The 20,113-nt window shown below is 62.8% G+C and carries 16 protein-coding genes; 12 read left to right on the top strand and 4 right to left on the bottom strand.

The genetic code is table 11. The annotated features are described in order from the left end of the window. Positions 1–34 precede the first annotated feature (34 nt). Positions 35–940, top strand: coding sequence for an NAD-dependent epimerase/dehydratase family protein (locus F8N85_RS17940; protein WP_150804886.1), 906 nt, complete (start codon positions 35–37; stop codon positions 938–940). A gap of 108 nt (positions 941–1,048) precedes the next feature. Here the strand turns inward: F8N85_RS17940 and F8N85_RS17935 are convergent, their stop codons facing one another. Both F8N85_RS17935 and F8N85_RS17930 read right to left on the bottom strand, forming a co-directional pair. Continuing rightward, positions 1,049–1,483 carry a nuclear transport factor 2 family protein gene (locus F8N85_RS17935; protein ID WP_150804885.1) on the bottom strand — a complete coding sequence of 145 codons (435 nt, stop codon included), beginning with the start codon at positions 1,481–1,483 and terminating at the stop codon, positions 1,049–1,051. Positions 1,484–1,554: 71 nt separating this feature from the next. After that, positions 1,555–2,883, bottom strand: coding sequence for a spinster family MFS transporter (locus F8N85_RS17930; protein WP_150804884.1), 1,329 nt, complete (start codon positions 2,881–2,883; stop codon positions 1,555–1,557). A 254-nt stretch (positions 2,884–3,137) separates the two neighbouring features. On the opposite strand from F8N85_RS17930, the gene F8N85_RS17925 reads away from it, so the two are divergent. From F8N85_RS17925 to F8N85_RS17875, 11 genes are all read left to right on the top strand, one after another. Further along, the gene (locus F8N85_RS17925) at positions 3,138–4,223 is read left to right on the top strand and encodes an alkene reductase (RefSeq protein WP_150804883.1); all 1,086 of its coding nucleotides are present in this window, start codon (positions 3,138–3,140) and stop codon (positions 4,221–4,223) included. After that, positions 4,220–6,073 carry a long-chain-acyl-CoA synthetase gene (locus tag F8N85_RS17920; RefSeq protein WP_150804882.1) on the top strand — a complete coding sequence of 618 codons (1,854 nt, stop codon included), beginning with the start codon at positions 4,220–4,222 and terminating at the stop codon, positions 6,071–6,073. Before F8N85_RS17925 ends, F8N85_RS17920 begins: the two co-directional genes overlap by 4 nt. After that, a complete protein-coding gene (locus F8N85_RS17915) occupies positions 6,066–7,151 on the top strand; it encodes an MBL fold metallo-hydrolase (protein WP_150804881.1) in 1,086 nt (361 codons plus the stop codon). Before F8N85_RS17920 ends, F8N85_RS17915 begins: the two co-directional genes overlap by 8 nt. Positions 7,152–7,218: 67 nt before the next feature. Next, positions 7,219–8,889 carry a DUF1302 domain-containing protein gene (locus F8N85_RS17910; protein WP_224795707.1) on the top strand — a complete coding sequence of 557 codons (1,671 nt, stop codon included), beginning with the start codon at positions 7,219–7,221 and terminating at the stop codon, positions 8,887–8,889. Between the two features lie 92 nt (positions 8,890–8,981). After that, positions 8,982–10,193, top strand: coding sequence for a thiolase family protein (locus F8N85_RS17905; RefSeq protein WP_150804880.1), 1,212 nt, complete (start codon positions 8,982–8,984; stop codon positions 10,191–10,193). Between the two features lie 4 nt (positions 10,194–10,197). Then, on the top strand, positions 10,198–11,148 hold the full coding sequence (locus tag F8N85_RS17900) for an OB-fold domain-containing protein (protein ID WP_150804879.1): 951 nt from the start codon (positions 10,198–10,200) through the stop codon (positions 11,146–11,148). 288 nt (positions 11,149–11,436) lie between these two features. Further along, a complete protein-coding gene (locus F8N85_RS17895; RefSeq protein ID WP_150804878.1) occupies positions 11,437–12,423 on the top strand; it encodes a WD40/YVTN/BNR-like repeat-containing protein in 987 nt (328 codons plus the stop codon). A gap of 14 nt (positions 12,424–12,437) precedes the next feature. After that, entirely contained in the window at positions 12,438–14,861 is a 2,424-nt protein-coding gene (locus tag F8N85_RS17890) for an efflux RND transporter permease subunit (RefSeq protein WP_150804877.1), read from the top strand. A 155-nt stretch (positions 14,862–15,016) separates the two neighbouring features. Further along, positions 15,017–16,252: a helix-turn-helix transcriptional regulator gene (locus F8N85_RS17885; RefSeq protein WP_150804876.1), complete on the top strand. Its 1,236-nt coding sequence runs from the start codon at positions 15,017–15,019 to the stop codon at positions 16,250–16,252. Between the two features lie 200 nt (positions 16,253–16,452). Beyond that, complete coding sequence (locus F8N85_RS17880; protein WP_150804875.1) at positions 16,453–17,220, top strand: SDR family oxidoreductase; 768 nt, start codon at positions 16,453–16,455, stop codon at positions 17,218–17,220. A gap of 12 nt (positions 17,221–17,232) precedes the next feature. Continuing rightward, entirely contained in the window at positions 17,233–18,066 is an 834-nt protein-coding gene (locus F8N85_RS17875) for an SDR family NAD(P)-dependent oxidoreductase (RefSeq protein ID WP_150804874.1), read from the top strand. A gap of 68 nt (positions 18,067–18,134) precedes the next feature. Here the strand turns inward: F8N85_RS17875 and dmpG are convergent, their stop codons facing one another. Both dmpG and F8N85_RS17865 read right to left on the bottom strand, forming a co-directional pair. Beyond that, positions 18,135–19,163 carry a 4-hydroxy-2-oxovalerate aldolase gene (gene dmpG, locus F8N85_RS17870; RefSeq protein WP_150804873.1) on the bottom strand — a complete coding sequence of 343 codons (1,029 nt, stop codon included), beginning with the start codon at positions 19,161–19,163 and terminating at the stop codon, positions 18,135–18,137. Positions 19,164–19,173: 10 nt separating this feature from the next. After that, positions 19,174–20,100, bottom strand: a complete 927-nt coding sequence (locus tag F8N85_RS17865; RefSeq protein WP_150804872.1) for an acetaldehyde dehydrogenase (acetylating) — start codon at positions 20,098–20,100, stop codon at positions 19,174–19,176. Positions 20,101–20,113 lie beyond the last annotated feature (13 nt).

Here is a 20,113-nt window from a genome sequence, read left to right as displayed (position 1 = left end):
CCCGAACCCGGGCTCAAGCAAGAGTGAATATCCGATGAAGATTCTCGTGATTGGCGGGACTGGCCTGATCGGCGGTCATGCCGCTCTTTACCTCCAGGACAATGGCCACGAAGTGACCATCGCCGGACGCAAGCCGGCTGCCGCCGGTAGTGCACTGGCGCAGTTTAAGCAGCTTCAAGGTGACTACGTCGCCGGTACGTTCAAGCGCGAGGACCTGGCCGGTTTCGATGCCTTGGTGTTCGCCGCTGGCAACGATATTCGCCATGTACCGCAAGAGGGCGACATCGACGCCCACTGGCAGCGGGCCAACGTCGAGGCGATTCCGCGTCTCTTCGAACTGGCACGCAGCGCCGGTATCCAGCAGGCGGTGTTGGTAGGCAGCTTCTACCCGCAAGTGGCGCCGGAGCTGATCGACACCGTGCCGTACGTCCGTTCGCGCCATCTGGCCGATGAGGGCGTACGCGCCTTGGCCAGCGCCGACTTCAAGGTGTGCAGCATCAACGCGCCCTTCGTCGTCGGTTCAGTGCCGGGTCTGAAGGTAGAAATGTTCGAAGCCTATACGCGCTATGCCGAAGGCCAGTTTGCGCCTTTGCCGTTCTTCGGCCCGGTCGGTGGCAGCAACTTCATTTCCACCCGCTCGTTGTCCCAGGCGATCCTCGGCGCGCTGCTGCGTGGCGAGTCGGGCAAGGCTTATCTGGTAGGGGACGAAAACCTCAGCTACGCGCAATACTTCCAGGCCTTCCTGCGCGCCGCCGGCAACGATGCCGAGGTGCCGGCGCTGGATCAGGAGCACCCGATGCTGCCGGATTCCGCCATTTATACCGGTCGCGGCAGCACCGTGAGTTACGAGCCCGACGCTGCGGAAACCGCCTTGCTGGGTTATGTGCGTGGTGACATCCAGCGCGCGGTTGGCGAGGTGGTCAATCAGTACCGTGCATGAGTGAAGCGAGTCGTTTTTCCGGGGGTCGCGCCTCGAGGAAGCGACCCGTCGCTTGAAGCCAATCCATGTGAAGCCCGACAGGCTCAAGTCTGTTGGGCTTCATTGCGTTTACATCAATAGATGTTGGCTCAAGTCGCCCATCATTTCCAACTGCGAATAATCACGAAAACTGAACCGCCAAACGTCACCGATACGCTCGAATTCATCGTGGTAACGCCCGGCGGCGACAGGTTGCAGGGGCAAGTCGTCAGTCGCCTGCAGCACGGTGTAATAGGAACGAATCGTCGCGGTTCCGGCCGCTTCGTCGATGTCGATGATCGGGTTGCTGATGACGTGTTTGGTGCGGGGTGTGCCGCAGGCGTAGCGCTTGACTCGCTGTTGCCAGATGCCCAGCAGAATCTTGTGATCAATCAGGTCGCCCTGGTTTTTGACCTTGATGCGGGCATGACGAAACAACTCGGCGGCCTCGACCAGTTGTCCGCTGTCCAGGCATTCGGCGTAACGGTAAAGCAGGTTGCTGATCTGTACGGCGCTGGTGCTCATGGTGACCCTCATTAAAAAGCCGCTGGAACCTGACAGGTTTCAGCGGCGCAATGGTGTGTGGGGGAGGAGGCTCAGGCCGTGACGGTTTGGACCGGTGCGGGCTGCACGGCGGGGTTCTTTATCTGTTGGCGATAACGCGGCAGTGCCAGGGTCAGGAACACGCTGGCCAGTACCAGCAGCGACACTGACGAAGCGAGGGCATAGCGCAGGGATTCATCGCCCAGAGTCGGCACGAAGAAGTCGCTCAACATGCCCACCAGCAGCGGTCCGACGCCAACGCCCAGCAGGGTCATGGCCATGAGGAAAATCGCCGTGGCCTGGGCCCGTCGCGTGGACGGGAACAGGTGGGTAATGGCGCTCAGGCACGGCGTCGCCCACCACACGCCAAAGAAGCCGAAGACGCTATAGAACAGGAACGCTTGCGGCACGGCGATGCTGCCGATGTGGAACGCCGTGCCCTGGGGCCAGAGGAAATACGCCAGGGCGAAAGGGATGCTGGTCAGCGTACCCAGCAACGGCACGCCGATTTGCCAGCCGACATCGCGCCGCGCCATACGGTCGGTGAGCATGCCGCACACCAGGGTGCCGACGGTCGCACCGGTGCCGCCCACCACACCCACCAGGAACCCGGCCTCTTGCAGGTCGAGGCCGTGGGAACGGATCAGGAAACTCGGGCTCCAGGTACCAATCGAGTAGCCCGCAATCGCCGCCGCGCCGCCGGTCAGTACCAGCCACAGGAACGAGGGCGTGCGCAGCAACTCGACCAGCGTCTTGAACCAGCCATCCTGTTGCTCCGGGACGTTACCCAGTGGAGCTACGCGCTGGGGCGCCCGAACGGTCAGCAGCAAGAGCAGGCCAAGGAATATCCCGGGAGCGCCGATCAGCAAGAAGGCGTAGCGCCAACCATGGTTCTGGGCAATCCAGCCGCCCAGGCCCAGGCCGACAATCGCCCCCAGGCTGGAACCGAGCATCAGCACCGCGAGGGCCGTGGAACGACGGTTTGCCGGGTACAAATCCGAGACCATGGCCACCGACGGCGCTGTGCCGCCGGCCTCACCGACGGCCACGCCGACCCGCGCCAGCACCAGGCTCAGGAAGTTGCCGGCCATGCCGCAGAGCATCGTCATCAGGCTCCAGGCAATGCAGCTGAAGGCGATCACCGGCTTGCGCCCGACGCGGTCCGACAGGCGCCCCATCGGGAAGCCGAACACGGTGTAGAACACGGCGAAGGTCACGCCCGAGAGCAGGCCGATCTGGGTATCGCTAATGCCGAATTCAAGCTTCACCGGTTCGATCAGAATCGCCATCAACTGGCGGTCGATGTAATTGAACACATAGATGCTGGCGAGGACGAACAGCGCGTAATGCGTTCGCCAAGTCACAGGGGGGGATTGGTTCACGGCGGGTGCTCCCGGTTTTGTTCTGATTGACTCGATGTTCGGCCGTTCACGGTTTTTTTTCATCGTCCGTTCAGACCATCTTTGTCGTCCCAAGGCAAGCCGCCGTACACGATAGCGAACCTAGTCTTGTCGGACGATGTTTCGCTCGCGTTCAACGTCAATCATTCAGCCCATATTCGCTGGCGTGTCAGTGCTTGCCCAAGCTGCGGCAAACGATTCGACAGCCTGAAAACAAAAAAAGCTGAGGAATTGAAATGAGCGTCTTGTTCGAGCCGGTCGCCCTGGGCGAGCTACAACTGGCCAACCGCATTGTCATGGCCCCCATGACTCGCAGTCGCGCTCTTGCCGATGCAGTGCCCGGCAGCGCCATGGTCGAGTACTACCGTCAGCGTGCCAGCGCCGGGTTGATCGTGGCCGAGGGCACCGCGCCGTCCGCCAGTGGCCTGGGCTATTGCCGGACCCCGGCTATTTACAGCAGCGAACAGATCGCCGGCTGGCAACGGGTCACCGAGGCGGTGCATGCCGAGGGCGGGTGCATCGTCCTGCAATTGATGCACGTCGGCCGCGCGGCCAGCCAGCACAACAAGCCGGCGGGAGCCGCCACGGTGGCACCTTCGGCGCTGCGTGCGCGAACCCAGGTGTTCAGCGATGTCGTGGGTCTGGTGGACACCGACGAGCCACAGGCGCTGACGTTGCAAGGCATTAGCGAGGTCATCGAAGACTATCGCCAGGCCGCATTGAATGCGCGCCAGGCCGGCTTCGACGGTGTCGAGCTGCACTGCACCAGCGGTTATCTGCCAATGCAATTCATGGCCTCTGGCAGCAATCAACGCAGCGATGCCTACGGCGGCGATGTGGCCGGGCGGGTGCGTTTTGCCAAGGAAGTGATCGAGGCCATGGCCAGTGCGATTGGCGCTGGACGCGTCGGCTTTCGCCTGTGTCCCGGTAATCCCTACAACGACATCGACGACCAGGATCCGGCTGCCACGGCGGCCGCCTTGTGTGAGGCCGTGGCGCCGTTGGGCCTGGCTTACCTGCACATCATGCGCTCGCCACTGGAAGACCTCAACGCCTTCGCCCTGGCGCGTCAACACAGTCCTCATGCGTTGATTCTCAACGATGGTTTCGACGGTCCTTCGGCCAGTGCCGCTCTCGCGTCGGGCGAGGGGGCTGCCGTGTCGTTTGCTCGTCACTTTATTGCCAACCCCGATCTGGTGGAACGCTTGAGGCGTGGCCTGCCGCTGAGTCGCTTCGACCGCAAAACGCTTTATACGCCGGGCTCGGCTGGTTACTCGGACTACCCCGCCTATCAAGCCAATGCCCAGGAGGTGGCGCAATGAACCTGAACGACTTGCCCAACGTCCTGCCGGCCCACCCGGTACCACGGGAGGAGACACAGGCGTTGCTCGACCAGCGTTCGATCGCCGCCGGGCAGATCAAGCCGAAAGACCTCTACACCTTGGCTGACCGTCTGGAGCAAAAGGTGGCTGAGCAGGGTGAGCGCACGTTTCTGATCTATGGCGAGCAGACCCTGAGCTACTTTGAGGTCGATGCGCGGGCCAATCAGATGGCTCACACGTTCTATGCCAATGGTCTGCGCGCCGGCGATGTCTGCGCCCTGGCCATGGAGAACCGCCCGGCGTTTTTCTGCACCTGGTTCGGCCTGGTCAAGCTCGGGGTCGTGGTGGCATTCATCAACACTCAGGTCAGCGGTCGCCCGCTGCTGCATGCGTTGCAAACCACCGACGCCAAGGCGTTGGTGATCGGCGAAGAATGCCTGGCCAATGTGCAGGCCACCGAAGGCTTTGCGGACCTGCCGTGCTGGCTGATACGCGACCCGGAAAATCCCTGGACCGGACCGCTGCCCAAGGGCGTCGACGGGCATTTCGATGCGCGTCTGGAGAAAGCCCCGCGCACGCCGTTTCCCCGCGATATCCGCGCGCACATCGAAGCGCAAGCCCCGACCCTGCTGATCTTCACCTCGGGCACTACGGGCTTGCCCAAGGCGGCGCGCTACAGCCACATGCGCTGGATGTCCTCGGGCGATGTGATGGAAACCACTCTGCAAGCCACTTGCGAGGATGTGTTCTATTGCTGTCTGCCGCTGTACCACGGTGCTGCTGCCACGTCGGTGACCTCCACCGCCCTGCGGGTGGGTGCTGCCATCGTGGTGCGCCGCAAGTTCAGCGTGCGAGAGTTCTGGAAGGACGTCGCGCGTCATCAGATCAGCATCTTCCAGTATATCGGTGAGATCTGTCGCTACCTGCTCAATCAGCCGGTGCAAACGGGTGAGCGCGAGCACAGTCTGCGCTGCATGCTCGGTGCCGGTCTGTCGCCGGACTCCTGGCAGCGCTGGCTGGAGCGCTTCGGTCCGATCCAGGTGTTCGAGGGTTGGGGCGCTACCGAGGCCAATACCACGGTGATTAATGTCGACAACTATTTCGGTTCCTGCGGCCGGGTGCCGGACTGGAACAAAACCAACCTGCGGCTGGTGCGTTACGACATTGAAAACGACTGCCATCCACGGGACGAAAACGGTTTCTATCAAGTCTGCAAAGTGGGTGAGATTGGCGAGGCCATGGGCTTTATCGTCGATCACCCGGAGATCGGTGGCGGACGTTTCGAGGGCTACACCTCAAGTGAGGCCACCGAGAGCAAAATCCGCCGCAATGTGTTTCGCGAGGGCGATGCCTACTGGAGCTCCGGCGACTTGCTGCGCGAGGACGCCGACGGTTACTGCTACTTCGTCGACCGCATCGGCGATACCTATCGCTGGAAGAGCGAGAACGTTTCGACCCTGGAAGTGGCGGACGCCCTGAGCGATCTGTCGGGCCTGGAGCTGATCAACGTCTATGGCGTCCAGGTACCGGGCCATGAAGGCCGCGCCGGCATGGCCGCGGTGCTGATGCAGGAGGGCCAGGCGTTCGATCCGCACGCCCTGTACCGCCTGACCGAAACGCGCTTGCCGCGCTATGCGACCCCGGTGTTCGTGCGAGTCACCCAGTCGGCGGACCTGACGGCCAGCTTCAAGCTGCGCAAGGTCGATCTACAGCGCCAGGGCTACTGCCCGACCCGTTGCAACGATCCGCTGTTCATCCGCGACGAGCAAGCCCGCACCTATGTGCCCTATTCGGTAGAGGCCCTGGCGCGGGCCGGCCTGACGCCTTTCGCGGTGACCCACCATGACTGATCTCGACGACAACGGTCACGAACTGCGCGGCGGCCTGCGGTATCCATGGCCTCAGGCGCCTGATTCCGGGCAGGTGCGCGAAGTGGCGCCAGGCGTCTGGTGGTTGCGCATGCCGCTGCCGTTTCGCCTGGACCACATCAACCTCTACCTGCTGCGTCACACCGACGGCTGGGTGGTGGTGGACACCGGCATGAACACCGAGCAGACCCGCGAAGTCTGGGACCGGGTGCTGAATGAAGTGTGTGCTGGCCTGCCGCTGCTGGCAGTGGTCTGCACCCACTTTCACTCCGACCATGCCGGGGTGGCCGCATGGCTTTCGGAGCGCTTTCAATGCCCGGTCTACATGACCGCCAGCGAGTTCCAGTCGCTGCACCTCAAGTTTCCCGCCGGTCAACCACCGGGCTGGGACTTCCTCGACTTCTACCGCAAGGCCGGCGTGGCTGACGAGCAAAGCACCGAGATGTTCGCGGTGATGAGCAATGCCCATTTTCTGCCCGCGCCGCTGAACCATTACCGCCGTTTGCGCGAGGGCAGTTTCCTGAATATCGGTGGCCGCACCTGGCAGGTGGTCATCGGCCGCGGCCACTCGCCGGAACATGCGTGTCTGTATGCCGCCGATGACGGCTTGCTGATCTCCGGCGACCAGGTGTTGCCGCGCATCACTTCCACCGTCGGCGTGCATTCCACGGAGCCGTTGGCCAACCCGCTGCTCGACTGGCTCGACTCCATCGAGCATTTGCGCAGCTTGCCCGACAGCGTGCTGGTGCTGCCGGCGCACGAGCGGCCGTTTTTCAATTTGCATCAGCGCCTGGATCAGCTGGAGGCCCATCACCGCGGGCATCTGGCGCTGCTGCTGGCCAACTGTGACGAGCCGCGCACCGTGCTCGAACTGATGGCCGTGTTGTTTCCCAAGCTGTCGGGTCGTTTCGACGAACTGATGGCGCTGGGCGAAACGTTGGCCCATGCCAACTACCTGGTGGCCGAAGGGTCGCTTGCGCGGGAAGAGGACCGGGGGCGCTATCGCTACCGGCGTGCTGTAAGGGGAGCGTGCGCGGTTACACCGCTCAACGTGTTTTGAGCGGATGGCACGGCAGCAGTGTTGAACATTCCAGGCAGCCAACCGGTTGCCCTTGAGGAGAGTCAGTGTGATCAACAAAAACAAAAATAACTCTAAGGTCATGGTTTCGAGCGCATTTCAGGTCAGCAGCCTGGCGGCGGCGATTGCGCTGGTGTCCACGCCGGTATGGGCCGGAGATACGATCGAGTTCGACAACGGTTTGACCATGGACTGGTCGGTGACCACCAGCTACGGCATTGGTGTGCGCACCGGCAGTCAGAGCGATCGCTTGCTGACGGTCAACGCCGACGATGCCAACCGCAACTTCGATAGTGGCAGCCTCACCACCAACCGCGTGGGCGCGCTGGCGGAAATGATCCTGCGCAAGGACAACTACGGCGCCGTGGTGCGCGGCAGTACCTTCTACGATGACGTCTACCACAGCGGAAACGATAACGATTCGCCCGCCACCGTGAACAAAAACGGCAGCAACGACGAGTTCACCAGTGACACCCGTTACTACAGCGGCGGTCGCAGCAAACTGCTCGATGCCTATGTGTTCAGCGGCTGGCGCTTTGACAACGACACCATGCTGGACGTCAAGGCCGGGCGGCACATCGAATCCTGGGGCGAGAGTCTGTTCTACCCGGGTGTGAACGGCGTACAAAACCCGTCTGACGCGGTAAAAGCGTCGCAGCCAGGTGTTGAAGTCAAGGAAATACTGTTGCCGGTGGGTCAGTTCTCCGGTTCATACCGCATCAATCCGAGCTTGAGCTTCGGCGCGTACGTGCAATACGAATGGAAGGGCACTGAACTACCGCCGGTGGGCAGCTACTTGTCTAGCAGCGATGTGGTGGGGCCGGGCCGTGAGTTCCTCTACGCCAACGGCCAGAAGGTCGCCTACCGGGGGACCGACGAACCGAGCGATGGTGGCCAGTGGGGCGTGCAAGTGCGCTATCGCCCGGTACCGGCGATCGAGCTGTCGCTGTTCCATGTCAACTACCACGACAAGAACCCGGCCAGCGCGCTGGTGGGTTACGACCCGCGAGCACTCGGGGGCGGTCTGTTTGCCATGACTGGCCCTAATGGCTATCGGATCAAGTACTTCGAAGACATCAAGCTGACCGGTATCAGCGCCACGACCAAGCTCGGTGACGTTCAGGTAGGTGGCGAATGGTCGTACCGCGACGGTGCTCCAGTGATGGTCAATACCGGCCTCGGCGCAACGCCAGCCAAGGGTAAGGGCCAGCAAATGCAGTTGTCGGCGATGCGTATCCTGGGGAGCCGTCCCTGGGCCAGCCAGACCACCCTGACCGCCGAAGTGATCCGTGTGCAGGTCGACAGCGTCGAATCCACTTCGGCCGCGCCCAACCTGCAAAGTCTTAACCTAGTGCCCGCCGTGGCCGCTTTAGTGGCGCCTTCCGATGACTATACCTACAACACCAGTGGTGGAAGGCGCACCAAGTCTGCCAGTGCCTACACCCTGGGCGCATCGTTCAGTTATCCGGGAGTTTTCCAAGGCTGGGATCTGGAAGTGCCCTTCAGTTTCTCCAACGTCTTCAGCGGTGCGACGCCCATGGCCGGCAGCATCTCCGGTATGCAGGGTGACCGACGCCTGAGTATGGGCACTACTTTCAAGTACCTCGGCAATCTGGAAGTCGGCTTGAGGTACATCAGCTACCTGGGTGACGCGGACCCGGTCAACCGTCCGTTCGCCGACCGCGACTACGCCACGTTCTCGATGAAATACACCTTCTGATCGACTTCGCAAGGTCCGGGTCGTCTGACGTGCCCGGACCTTCAACACAACCTGGAAATCGCCGCAGCGTAACGCTTCGGCATGGAGGCACTATGGGGCTCAAAGGGCATGCGGCCATTGTTGGCACCGCACAATACAAACCGGAAAAATACGCGACCGCGCCCAAGATGTTCCACCTTGAGCAAGTCGCCGACCTGGCGGCCCAGGCCTTGCGCGATGCCGGGCTCAAGGCCTCGGACCTCGATGGGCTGGTGATCAACGGCCCGCATTTTCATGAAACCTCGGTGTTCGTGCCGGCGATGGCCGCCGAGTACCTGGGCCTGCGCCTGAACTTCGCCGAAGTGGTCGACCTGGGCGGCTGCACGTCGGTGGGCATGGTCTGGCGCGCCGCTGCCGCCATCGAACTGGGGCTGTGCCAGGCCGTGCTGTGCGTCATCCCGGCACGCATGGCGCCGTTGGGCCCCGATGAGGACCCCGGCTGGATGGCCCGGTCCATGCGTTTCGGTGGACACAGCACGGCGTTTGGCGCGCCCGAAGCCGAGTTTGACTTGCCTTACGGGCACATGGGTCAGAACACTGGCTACGCGATGATCGCCCAGCGTTACGCCGCACAGTACGACTACGACCAGCGGGCGATGGCCAAGATCGCCGTCGACCAGCGCACCAACGCCCTGGCCAATCCGCAGGCGATGTTCTACGGCCAGCCGTTGACCATCGAACAGGTACTGGCCAGCAAAATGGTCGCCGACCCGTTGCACGTCCTGGAAATCGTCATGCCGGTGGCCGGTGGCGCCGCGATGATCATTACCAACAAGGAAGTGGCGGCACGGTCCCGCAAGCGTCCGGCCTTCATTACCGGGTTTGGCGAACACCTGGCGTTCAAGTCGCCGTCCTATGCCGAGGACATGCTGAACACGCCGATTGGTCCGGCTTCCCAGCGGGCCTTTGCCATGGCCGGGCTCAAGCCCAAGGACGTCGATGCCGCGCAGATCTACGACTGCTACACCATCACCACCTTGCTGACCCTGGAAGATGCCGGTTTCTGTGGCAAGGGCGAGGGCATGGCGTTCGTGCGCGAACACGACCTGACCTGGCGAGGCGATTTCCCGATGAACACCCATGGCGGGCAACTCAGTTTCGGTCAGTCGGCCTCGGCCGGTGGCATGAGCCAGGTGATCGAGGCGGTGACGCAGATCGCCGGCACTGCCGGTGAGCGCCAACTGGGGCGCTGCGACAACGTCTATGTCTCCGGCACCGGCGGCGTGATGAGCGAGCAGGGCGCATTGATACTTCAGGGAGCATAAGCACATGTCCAACAACAAACCGATGCCGGTCGCGACGCAGATTTCCGCACCGTTCTGGGAGGGCCTGAAGGCTCGCCGCCTGTTGATCCAGCAATGCAACGCCTGTGCGCACTGGAACTTCTACCCCCGCCGGCATTGCACGGTGTGCCTGGAACATGACCTGGCCTGGCGCGAAGTCGACGGCACCGCGACGCTGTACAGCTACACCGTGACGCGCATTGCCACCTTGCCTGACTTTATCGACGAAATGCCGCAGAAACTGGCGGTGGTCGAGTTGGCCCAAGGCGTGCGCATCAATACCAACCTGGTGGGCCTTGATGAAGCCGAAATCCGCATTGGCATGCCATTGCAGCCAGTGTTCGCCGAAGTCGACGCCAAGGGCAACCGCCTGCTGCGCTTTACCGGGGTGGACAAGGACGCGGCGAGCCTTGAGCCGTTGCCCACGCAGGAGAGCGAACCGGCACCTGCGGCGTCGGAGCAACCGCCAGCCCGACAGATTGACCTCAACGATGGGCCGGCCTTGCAGACCCTGATCAGCGAGCAGTTCAGCGACTGGAGCAATGTGGTGCTGGTCGATCAGGCGCTGATCGATGCCTTTGCCCTGCTGTCGGGCGACGATTACTGGATCCATACCGATCCGGAGCGGGCGCGCCTGCAAAGTCCGTTCGGCGGCACCATCGCCCACGGCGCGCTGGTGCAGGTGCTGCAGTCGCGGATGAAACTGGCGCTGGGCTTCGAGATCAGCGGTTTCACCACCCAGATCAACTACGGCTCCGACCGCCTGCGCTTCCCGGCGCCAGGGCCGGCCGGCTCGCGTATTCATTCGCGGGCCCGGGTGAAAAAAGTCGACCTGTCGGCCCGTGGCACCCAATTGACCCTGGAACTCAATATCCATGTCGTGGGCCAGGACCGGCCGTCGGTGATCAACGAACTGGTGATCCTCTACATCGCCTGATCGCCACCAAACCCTGTGGGAGCGGGCCCGCTCCCACAGTGGTTCTGCGTCGTACACAGCTACCGAGAACACCCCCTGTCACCGTCCGCAGTGCAGCGCAAACACTGCTACGCCATTTGCGCCATTGCATAAGCCATTTGGACGATGTGTCACCCGGACCTTGCGTCGACTATCCCCTCAGAGGCAAGCCATCTCGATTGCCTCGCATGCCCTGGCGCCTGACAAGAACAAGAGGATCGGCCCTATGACTTGCCCTATGCACACGTGCCTTAGACAGGAGCATTACTCATGCGCTCTGTGATCGGCTACGCAGTTTGCCTGGTGGTCGCCTTGACCATCGGCTACACCTTTTCCCCAAAATCTCCACCGCAAGCGGAACTGTTGGCCACACGCCCCGACCGGGTGCAGATCAACGGCCTGCTCAACCTGGGCTCGCGCGTGGTAGCCGTGGGTGAGCGCGGCAGCATTCTGCTCAGTGACGATCAGGGCGTCAGCTGGCAACCAGCCAGCGTCGCCACGCAGCGCAATGCCACCCTGACTGCCGTAGTGGCACTGGACGACAAGCGTTTGCTCGCCGTCGGGCATGACGGTTGGATCCTGCGTTCGATAGACGCCGGCAGCAGTTGGCAGGAAATACGCTACGACGCCGATCTGGGCGAACCGCTGCTCGGTATCTGGACCGGCGGTGGCGACAACGTCATGGCGTTCGGCAGCTTCGGTAAGTTCTATCAATCCGTCGATGCCGGGCAGACCTGGACGCCTCAGTCCCTGGACATCGACAGCGCGCACCTCAACAGCATGGCCGGTGGCGACGATGGCCGACGCATGCTGGTGGGGGAGCAGGGCCTGATGCTGCGCACGGCCGACGCCGGCCAGCACTGGCAGACCTTGCCGGCGTTCTACAGCGGCTCGCTGTTCGGCATCGTGCGTCTGAGCGCGGATAACTGGGTGACCTACGGTATGCGCGGGCATGTGTTCGTCAGCCACGACTTCGGCGACAGCTGGACCCAGATCAACGTCGGTAACCAATTGCCGCTGTACGGCCATGTGCTGCTGCCCGATCACTCGGGGCTGGTGATCGTAGGCGCTGGCAGCTCGGTGGTGCGCCTGGATGCACAGGGCGCGCTGGTGGGTGTCGAACGCCTGGCAGGGCTCGGTACGTTGACCTCGGCGACGATGGTCGGCTCGCGGCTGCTGGTGGGTGGCGAGCGCGGAGTATTGCAGGGTTCAGGTGGCAGCGTTGCTGCCCTAGTGGCCAAACAGGCCACCCGGTAAATGAGAGGCAGGCAATGAATCAAGGTAAACACTGGGTGACGCGTTGCGTTGAAACGTGCGCCGACCATCTGATGGCCTGGCGCAAGGGGCTGCTGTTGCTGTTCGTGCTGGTGACGCTAGGCCTGGGCTACAGCGCCACCCACACGCAGCTGGATGCGGGGTTCAACAAACAGATCCCGGTGACGCATCCGTACATGGTCAACTTTCTCAAGTTCAGCCGCTACTTCACCGGCGCCAACCGCCTCCTGGTCAGCGTGCGCTGGAAAGGCGAGGGCGACATCTATAACGCTCAGTACCTCGACACTCTGCGCAAAGTCACCGACGACGTGTTTTTCATTTCCGGGGTCAGCCGCCCCAGCGTGACGTCGCTGTTTACCGCCAATGTGCGCTACATCGAAATTACCGAGGAAGGTTTTTTTGGCGACGTGGTGGTGCCTCCGCGCTTTAGCGGCACCCTCGCGGACCTGGCTCAGGTACGCAGCAACACGGCGGCCTCCGGACAGGTAGGCCGGCTGGTGGCCAATGACCTGAAGTCAGCCATGGTCCGTGCCGATCTGCAGGACACCGACCCCAAGACCGGCCAGCCAGTGTCCTATGTCGACATCGCCAAGCGCCTGGAGGAAATCCGCGCCAAGTACAACAGTCCCGATATCGAGATCAACATCGTCGGCTTCGCCAAGCTGGTGGGCGATGTGGTCGAAGGGCTGAACACGGTGATCGGCTTTTTTGTCGTGGCCTTCGTGATCACCGGGTTGCTGCTGTGGCTGTATTCCCGTTCCCTGCGCCTGACCGTGGTAGCGCTGGTGGTGGCGTTGCTGCCGGTGGTCTGGCTGCTGGGCCTGTTGCCGTTGCTGGGGTTGGGCATTGATCCGATGTCGATCCTGGTGCCGTTCCTGATCTTTTCCATCGGCGTGTCCCATGCGGTGCAGATGACCAACGCCTGGAAGCAGGATGTACTGGCCGGTAGCACTTCCAGGGAAGCGGCGCGTTCGGCGTTCTGCAAGATTTTCATTCCCGGTTCCCTGGCCTTGTTGATGAATGCCCTGGGATTTGCGGTGATCATGTTGATCGACATTCCCATCGTCCACGAACTGGGGGTGACGGCCTGCATCGGCGTGATGCTGATGATCATCACCAACAAACTGATGCTGCCCATCATCATTTCCTACCTGCGCCTGGAGCCTGCGCTATTGCGCCGGGCGCAATCACGTCCTGCGGGCAGGCACCGCCTGTGGTGGCGCCTGTCGGCGCTGGCCGAACCGGGGCCAGCCCTCGGGGTGTTCGCCATCAGTCTGTTGCTGCTGGCGGCCGGGGCCTACAAGGCTCGCGACCTGGCGGTGGGCGATATCGGTGCGGGCGCGCCGGAGCTGCGGGCCGATTCTCGCTATAACCTGGACAACGGCAAGATCATCAGCAGCTATTCCATCGGACTCGATGTGATGTCGGTGTTCGTCCAGGTCAAGGGCGTCGAAGAAGGCTGCCTGTCGCCCACCGTGATGCGTGCGGTGGAAGCCTTTGATTTCCGCATGCGCACTGTCTCAGGCGTGCAGTCGATCCAGAGTGTGGCGGACATGGGCAAGCGGGTGATCGCCGGCAATAACGAAGGCAATCCGCGCTGGGCGGCGATTCCAGGCTCGCCCCGTGGCCTGAGCCAAGGCGCGCGGGCCTATGTGCCCGATGACGGGCTGGTCACCGACGGCTGTCAACAGATGCAGATCCTGGTGTTCCTTGCCGACCACGAAGGCAGCACGGTCAGTCATACGATCACTGAAGCCAAGCGGATCATTGCCGAGATCAGCTCGCCGCAAGTCGAATTCCTTCTGGCCGGTGGCAACGTCGGGGTGATGGCGGCCTCCAACGAGGCGGTCAAGCGCGCCGAAATCATCATGCTGGGGGCGCTGTTTGGTTCAGTCGCGCTGTTTTGCTGGATGACCTTCCTGTCGATCCGCGCGGTGCTGTGCATTCTGGTGCCGCTGGCAATTGTCGCGATCCTGTGCAACGCCCTGATGACCATGCTCGGGATCGGCCTGAAGGTCGCCACCTTGCCGGTGATGGCGTTGGGGGTGGGCGTGGGCGTCGACTACGGCATTTATCTGTACGAGCGCATCCAGCATGAAATGCTGCGCGGAGCCAACCTGCGTGAGGCGTTCTACGAGGCCATGTGCCAACGCGGCACGGCGGCGGTATTCACTGCCGTGACCATGTCCATTGGCGTTTGCACCTGGGCCTTCGCGCCGCTGAAGTTCCAGGCGGACATGGGTGTGTTGCTGTCGTTCATGTTCCTGGTCAACGTGCTGGGGGCGATTTTCCTCTTGCCGGCGCTGGCGGCCTGGTTCAATCGCGGGCGACCGTTGGTCAGCGAACGGGCACGCCAGCACCCGGCACCACAAGGCACGTATCAGCTGAAAAACAGCCCGGCTGCGCGTGATTCTCAATAGCGAAAAAATAAACCTGTCGGGCCTATTGTGGAGTAGGCAGGCGACAGGGAAACTGATGCGCGGGCCCCTGTTTTCGGGGCCCCCGCAGGCCACTAGCCGAAAATATAAAAATAACAAGGGAAGGGCACCGTCCTTACCCGAGCGAGGAGAAGACTATGCAAGATGGTGTCCTGACCCCGGAAGCCCTGGCGAGCCTTGGCCTGGATCTCACGCGCTACAACGAGCTGGTGGGCGAGATCTACGACGGCGCCCTCGATCCGAAACTGATGGCCCACGCCCTCAGAAGCTTTCTCAAACTCTACGAGGCCAACTACGTCACGCTGATCCTGCGGGTGCCGGACCAACCCGATACGGGCGTGATGATCCTCGTTGGCGATCGCGAAGGTGCCGGTGACGTCTGCTACATGACTTACCCGCAGACCAATACGCCGTTCGCCAACCAGCCACTGGACACGGTGTTCACCGTCGATGACATCATGAGCTCCACGGAATGGGAACACAGCGCCTACTTCAAGGCGTTCTGCGGTCCCAACGATGTGTATCACGTGATGTGCGCAGACATTTCCACCCCGGACGGCGGCAAACTGCGCTTTCGCGTCACCCGCCCGAAACACGCCCCCAACTTCTGCGCCAACGAGCGGGCGCTGTGCGCCAGTTTCCTGCCACACCTGCGTCGTGCCTCGCAATTGCATAACCTGCTGGACCGCAGCGAATCGCTGAGCGGGCTGTACTCCCAGGCCATCAGCCGGTTATCGGTGGCGACCCTGGTGCTCGACGAGAGCGGCAGCGTATTGCAGATCAACCCGGTGGCCCAGGAAATTCTCGCCCGTTCCGATGGCCTGAAACTGGTGGGCGGGCGCCTGGAGGCGACCTATCCAAGTGACAACCGTGAACTGCAACGCTTGATTCGCGGCGCGTTCTGCCCGGATGCCCCGAAAAGTGCCGAGGCCATGTCGGTGACGCGGCCTTCAGGCCTGGTCAACCTCGGTGTGGTGGTCGAATCGATTCCGTCCCTGGACTGGGCCGAGGAGAAGGGCCAACCGACGGCGTTGGTGTACATCCGCGATGCGTCGAGCAGATCCCTGGCCAGCGAAGTGGTGACCAAGCAGCTGTTCAACCTGACCAAGGCCGAAACCGCCCTGGCCATGGAACTGGCCAACGGCCTGTCCCTGGAAGAAGCTGCCGAGGCCCTGAATATCCGGCGTAACACCGCGCGGGCGCACTTGCGCTCGATCTTCTCCAAGACCGGCGTGCGACGACAGACCGAGCTGGTGCGCATCATGCTCAACAGCGTGGTGGCCTTGGGTAAACCCAAGCTCGTGTTGAAAATGGGCGAGAAAATCAAGGTTCCGCCGCTGAAACTGGCCGTGCCTATCTATCGCCAGGCCTAAGCCCGGCTCGCCGCAGGAGCCTGGCTTGCCGGCGAAGAACGATGACGCGGTGTGACAGATACACCGCATCGCCGCTCCCACATGAATTGCGCATAACTGACTGGCATTGGGGCAAGCCTCTCTCCTACGTAGTCCGCACAGACGATGCCGTCGCGTGATTGCCCTGTCGATACTGGGCGGACCTATCACGGAGAACCACTATGCCTATAACAGCCATTACCGGGAGTGCCTCGGGAATTGGGGCCGCCGTATCCGCCGCCATGCGCGCAGCCGGACATCAGGTCATCGGTATCGATCGCAGCAACGCTGAAGTGATCGCCGACCTGTCCACCGCCCAAGGGCGTGACGCGGCCATCGCACAAGTGCTTGAGCAGAGTGGCGGGGTCCTCGACGGACTTATCTGCTGCGCTGGGGTCGGTGTCACGGCGCCCACCTGCGGGTTGATGCTGGCGGTCAACTACTTCGGCGTCAGTCAGTTGCTGGACGGCCTGCAAGGGGCGTTGGCCAAAAGCCAACAACCGGCAGCGCTGGTGATCGGCTCGGTGGCGGCGACTCATACGGGCCCTGACGGCCAGCCGATGATCGAAATGATGCTCGCCGGCGATGAGGCCCAGTCACTGGAGTTGGCCAACACCCTGGGCGAGCCTCACGTCGCCTATGCCGCCTCCAAATACGCCATCAGTCACCACGCCCGCAGCCTGGCTGTGAGCTGGGGCAAGCAGGGCATGCGGTTGAACGTGGTGGCGCCGGGAGCGGTAACCACCCCGTTGCACCAGGCCTCGCTGGAAGATGCACGTTTTGGCCAGGCTACCCGCGATTTCGTGGCACCCCTCGGCCGCTCCGGGCACCCTGATGAGATCGCCGCCGTGGTGGCCTTCCTGCAATCGCCGCAAGCATCGTTTATCCATGGCAGCGTGGTGTTCGTCGATGGCGGTATGGACGCCATGGTCCGCGCCCCGCGCTTCTAAAAAGGAACCTGTATGAACAAGGTGGCATTCATCACCGGCGCCAGCCGTGGTATTGGCCGCGAAGCGGCACTGGCGTTCGCCCGTGCCGGTTTCGACCTGGCGATCAGCGCCCGCACCCTCAACGAGGGCGAACAGCATGAACATGCGCTGCGCGATGCCGCCGGGGCGCCGCTGGCCGGCAGCCTCAACGGCACCGCCGAGGCGTTGCGCGAACTCGGTTGCCGGGTACTCGTGGTGCCGATGGACCTGCTCGACAGCGCCTCGGCCCTCGGCGCCTGCGAGGCGGTGCTGGCCGAGTACGGGCGCATCGACGTGCTGATCAACAACGCGATCTATCAGGGCAGCGACCTCAACGCCGGGTTCATGGACCTGCAGGTGCAAACCCTCGAGCGAATGTTCCAGGGCTACATCCTCACACCGTTCCTGCTGACCCGGGCGGTGGCTCAACACATGGTGGCGCGCGGCGGCGGGGTGGTGATCAACGTCACCTCCGGCGCCGGCGAAAGCGACCCACCGGTGGCGGCGGGCAAGGGTGGCTGGGGCTATGCCTACGGCGCGGGCAAGGCGGCGGTGTCGCGGTTGTCCGGGGTGCTGACCACAGAGTTGGGTGATGCCGGCGTTCGCGCCTACACCCTCAATCCGGGGGTGGTCACCACCGAAGCGCTCAAGGCGACCATCGGCGACAAAGGCTTGATCGCTCTGCGTTCCGGCAGCGCTCCGCCCCATGTGCCGGCGGCGGTCATGCTGTGGCTGGCCACTGCCGAACAGGCACCGGCGTTTCAACGCCGGACCATTGCGGCACAGCCGTTTGCGTTGGAACACGGGATTGTCGCCGACTGGCGTTGAAACCTATTCCATTGACACCAATCAGGAGTGGGAGCGAGCAGGCTCGCTCCCACAGGGGCAGTGCGGCCTTACGCCTGCCGCCGCTGACGGGCGAGAGTCATGGCGGTGTCTTCGATCATGTCCTCCTGGCCGCCCACCATTCCCCTCCGCCCCATCTCGACGAGAATTTCCCGGGCCGAGACGCCGTATTTCTTCTCGGCACGCTTGGCGAACAGCAGGAACGAACCGTAGACCCCGGCGTAGCCCATGGTCAGGGCATCGCGGTCGCTGCGGATCGGGAAGTCCATGATCGGCACCACTAAATCTTCGGCGACGTCCTGGATACCGAACACACTGACACCGGTGTCGATGCCCATGCGATCGCACACCGCCACCAGCACTTCCATCGGCGTGTTGCCGGCACCGGCGCCGAGGCCTGCGCAGGCGGCGTCGATACGGTTGGCGCCGGCGGCAATCGCGGCGATGGAGTTGGACACGCCCATCGACAGGTTGTGGTGGCCATGGAAGCCGATCTCGGTTTCCGGCTTGAGTGCCGCACGCATCGCCGCCACGCGGGCGCTGACGTCATGGGGCAACAGGTAGCCCGCCGAGTCGGTCAGGTAAATGCAATTGGCACCGTAGCTTTCCATCAGCAAGCCTTGCTTGACCAGGCCTTCAGGGCTGTTCATGTGGGCCATCATCAGGAAACCGACGGTGTCCATGCCCAGGCCACGGGCATGGGAGATGTGCTGTTCGCTGACATCGGCCTCGGTGCAATGGGTGGCCACGCGAATGGTGTTGACCCCCAGTTCATGGGCCATTGTCAGGTGATCGACGGTGCCGATGCCGGGCAACAGCAGCGCCGAGACCTTGGCCTTTTTCATCAACGGGATCACCGCCGACAGGTACTCCTCGTCGGAGTGGGCGGGGAAGCCGTAGTTCACCGAACTGCCACCCAGACCGTCGCCATGGGTGACTTCGATCAGCGGCACGCCGGCCGCGTCGAGGCCGCAGGCGATGTCTTTCATCTGTTGCAGGCTGATCTGGTGGCGCTTGGGGTGCATGCCGTCGCGCAGGCACATGTCGTGAACGGTGATGCTTTTGCCGCGAAGATCCATGGTCGGCTCCTTATGCGTGGGCGGTTTGGGCGGTGGCGGTCAGCACGAGTTCGCCCTTGAGGATTTCCTCGGCGAACATTTCGGCGGTACGCGCCGCCGCGGCGGTCATGATGTCGAGGTTGCCGGCGTACTTGGGCAGGTAGTCGCCCAAGCCTTCGACTTCCATGAAGATCGACACCCGATTGCCGTCGAACACCGGGCCGTTGACCAGCCTGTAGCCGGGCACATAGCGTTGCACTTGCTTGATCATGGCCTCGATGGCGGCGGTGATCGCCGGCTGGTCGGGTTCGCTGGCGGTCAGGCAGTGCACGGTGTCGCGCATCATCAGCGGTGGCTCGGCGGGGTTGATGATGATGATCGCCTTGCCTTTCTTCGCGCCGCCGACCTTTTCCACCGCACTTGCGGTGGTGCGGGTGAACTCGTCGATGTTTTTCCGGGTGCCGGGGCCGACGGACTTGGAGGCCGCGGTGGCGATGATTTCCGCGTAGTCCACCGGCTGCACGCTGGACACCGCCGCCACCAGCGGAATGGTGGCCTGGCCTCCGCAGGTGACCATGTTGACGTTCATCACGCCCTGGCCCAGTTGGGCCTTGAGGTTGACGGGCGGCACGCAGTACGGGCCGATGGCCGCCGGAGTCAGGTCGATCATCAACACGCCCAGGGCATTGAGCTTGCGCGAGTTCTGCGCGTGCACATAGGCCGAGGTGGCGTCGAAGGCGATCTGGATCTGGTCTTCAAGAACGTGTGGCAGCAAGCCATCGACACCCTCGGCGGTGGTTTTCAGGCCCAGTTCGCGAGCGCGCGCCAGGCCTTCGGAGGTAGCGTCGATGCCCACCATCCACACCGGTTCGAGCACCTCGCTGCGCATCAGTTTGTACAGCAGGTCGGTGCCGATGTTGCCCGGCCCGATCAGCGCGCATTTGATCTTTTTGCTCATGGTCTTTGGCTCC

It is taken from the genome of Pseudomonas fluorescens (assembly GCF_902497875.1).
GTDB lineage: Bacteria > Pseudomonadota > Gammaproteobacteria > Pseudomonadales > Pseudomonadaceae > Aquipseudomonas > Aquipseudomonas fluorescens_BR.
This window is presented reverse-complemented; position numbering and strand designations above follow the sequence as displayed.

Coding starts and splice junctions, on each gene's coding strand:
- F8N85_RS17880 (WP_150804875.1), top strand. CDS start 16,453: ATGCCTATAACAGCCATTACCGGGAGTGCCTCGGGAATTGGGGCCGCC.
- F8N85_RS17940 (WP_150804886.1), top strand. CDS start 35: ATGAAGATTCTCGTGATTGGCGGGACTGGCCTGATCGGCGGTCATGCC.
- F8N85_RS17905 (WP_150804880.1), top strand. CDS start 8,982: ATGGGGCTCAAAGGGCATGCGGCCATTGTTGGCACCGCACAATACAAA.
- F8N85_RS17895 (WP_150804878.1), top strand. CDS start 11,437: ATGCGCTCTGTGATCGGCTACGCAGTTTGCCTGGTGGTCGCCTTGACC.
- F8N85_RS17865 (WP_150804872.1), bottom strand. CDS start 20,100: ATGAGCAAAAAGATCAAATGCGCGCTGATCGGGCCGGGCAACATCGGC.
- dmpG (WP_150804873.1), bottom strand. CDS start 19,163: ATGGATCTTCGCGGCAAAAGCATCACCGTTCACGACATGTGCCTGCGC.
- F8N85_RS17925 (WP_150804883.1), top strand. CDS start 3,138: ATGAGCGTCTTGTTCGAGCCGGTCGCCCTGGGCGAGCTACAACTGGCC.
- F8N85_RS17915 (WP_150804881.1), top strand. CDS start 6,066: ATGACTGATCTCGACGACAACGGTCACGAACTGCGCGGCGGCCTGCGG.
- F8N85_RS17900 (WP_150804879.1), top strand. CDS start 10,198: ATGTCCAACAACAAACCGATGCCGGTCGCGACGCAGATTTCCGCACCG.
- F8N85_RS17920 (WP_150804882.1), top strand. CDS start 4,220: ATGAACCTGAACGACTTGCCCAACGTCCTGCCGGCCCACCCGGTACCA.
- F8N85_RS17875 (WP_150804874.1), top strand. CDS start 17,233: ATGAACAAGGTGGCATTCATCACCGGCGCCAGCCGTGGTATTGGCCGC.
- F8N85_RS17935 (WP_150804885.1), bottom strand. CDS start 1,483: ATGAGCACCAGCGCCGTACAGATCAGCAACCTGCTTTACCGTTACGCC.
- F8N85_RS17885 (WP_150804876.1), top strand. CDS start 15,017: ATGCAAGATGGTGTCCTGACCCCGGAAGCCCTGGCGAGCCTTGGCCTG.
- F8N85_RS17890 (WP_150804877.1), top strand. CDS start 12,438: ATGAATCAAGGTAAACACTGGGTGACGCGTTGCGTTGAAACGTGCGCC.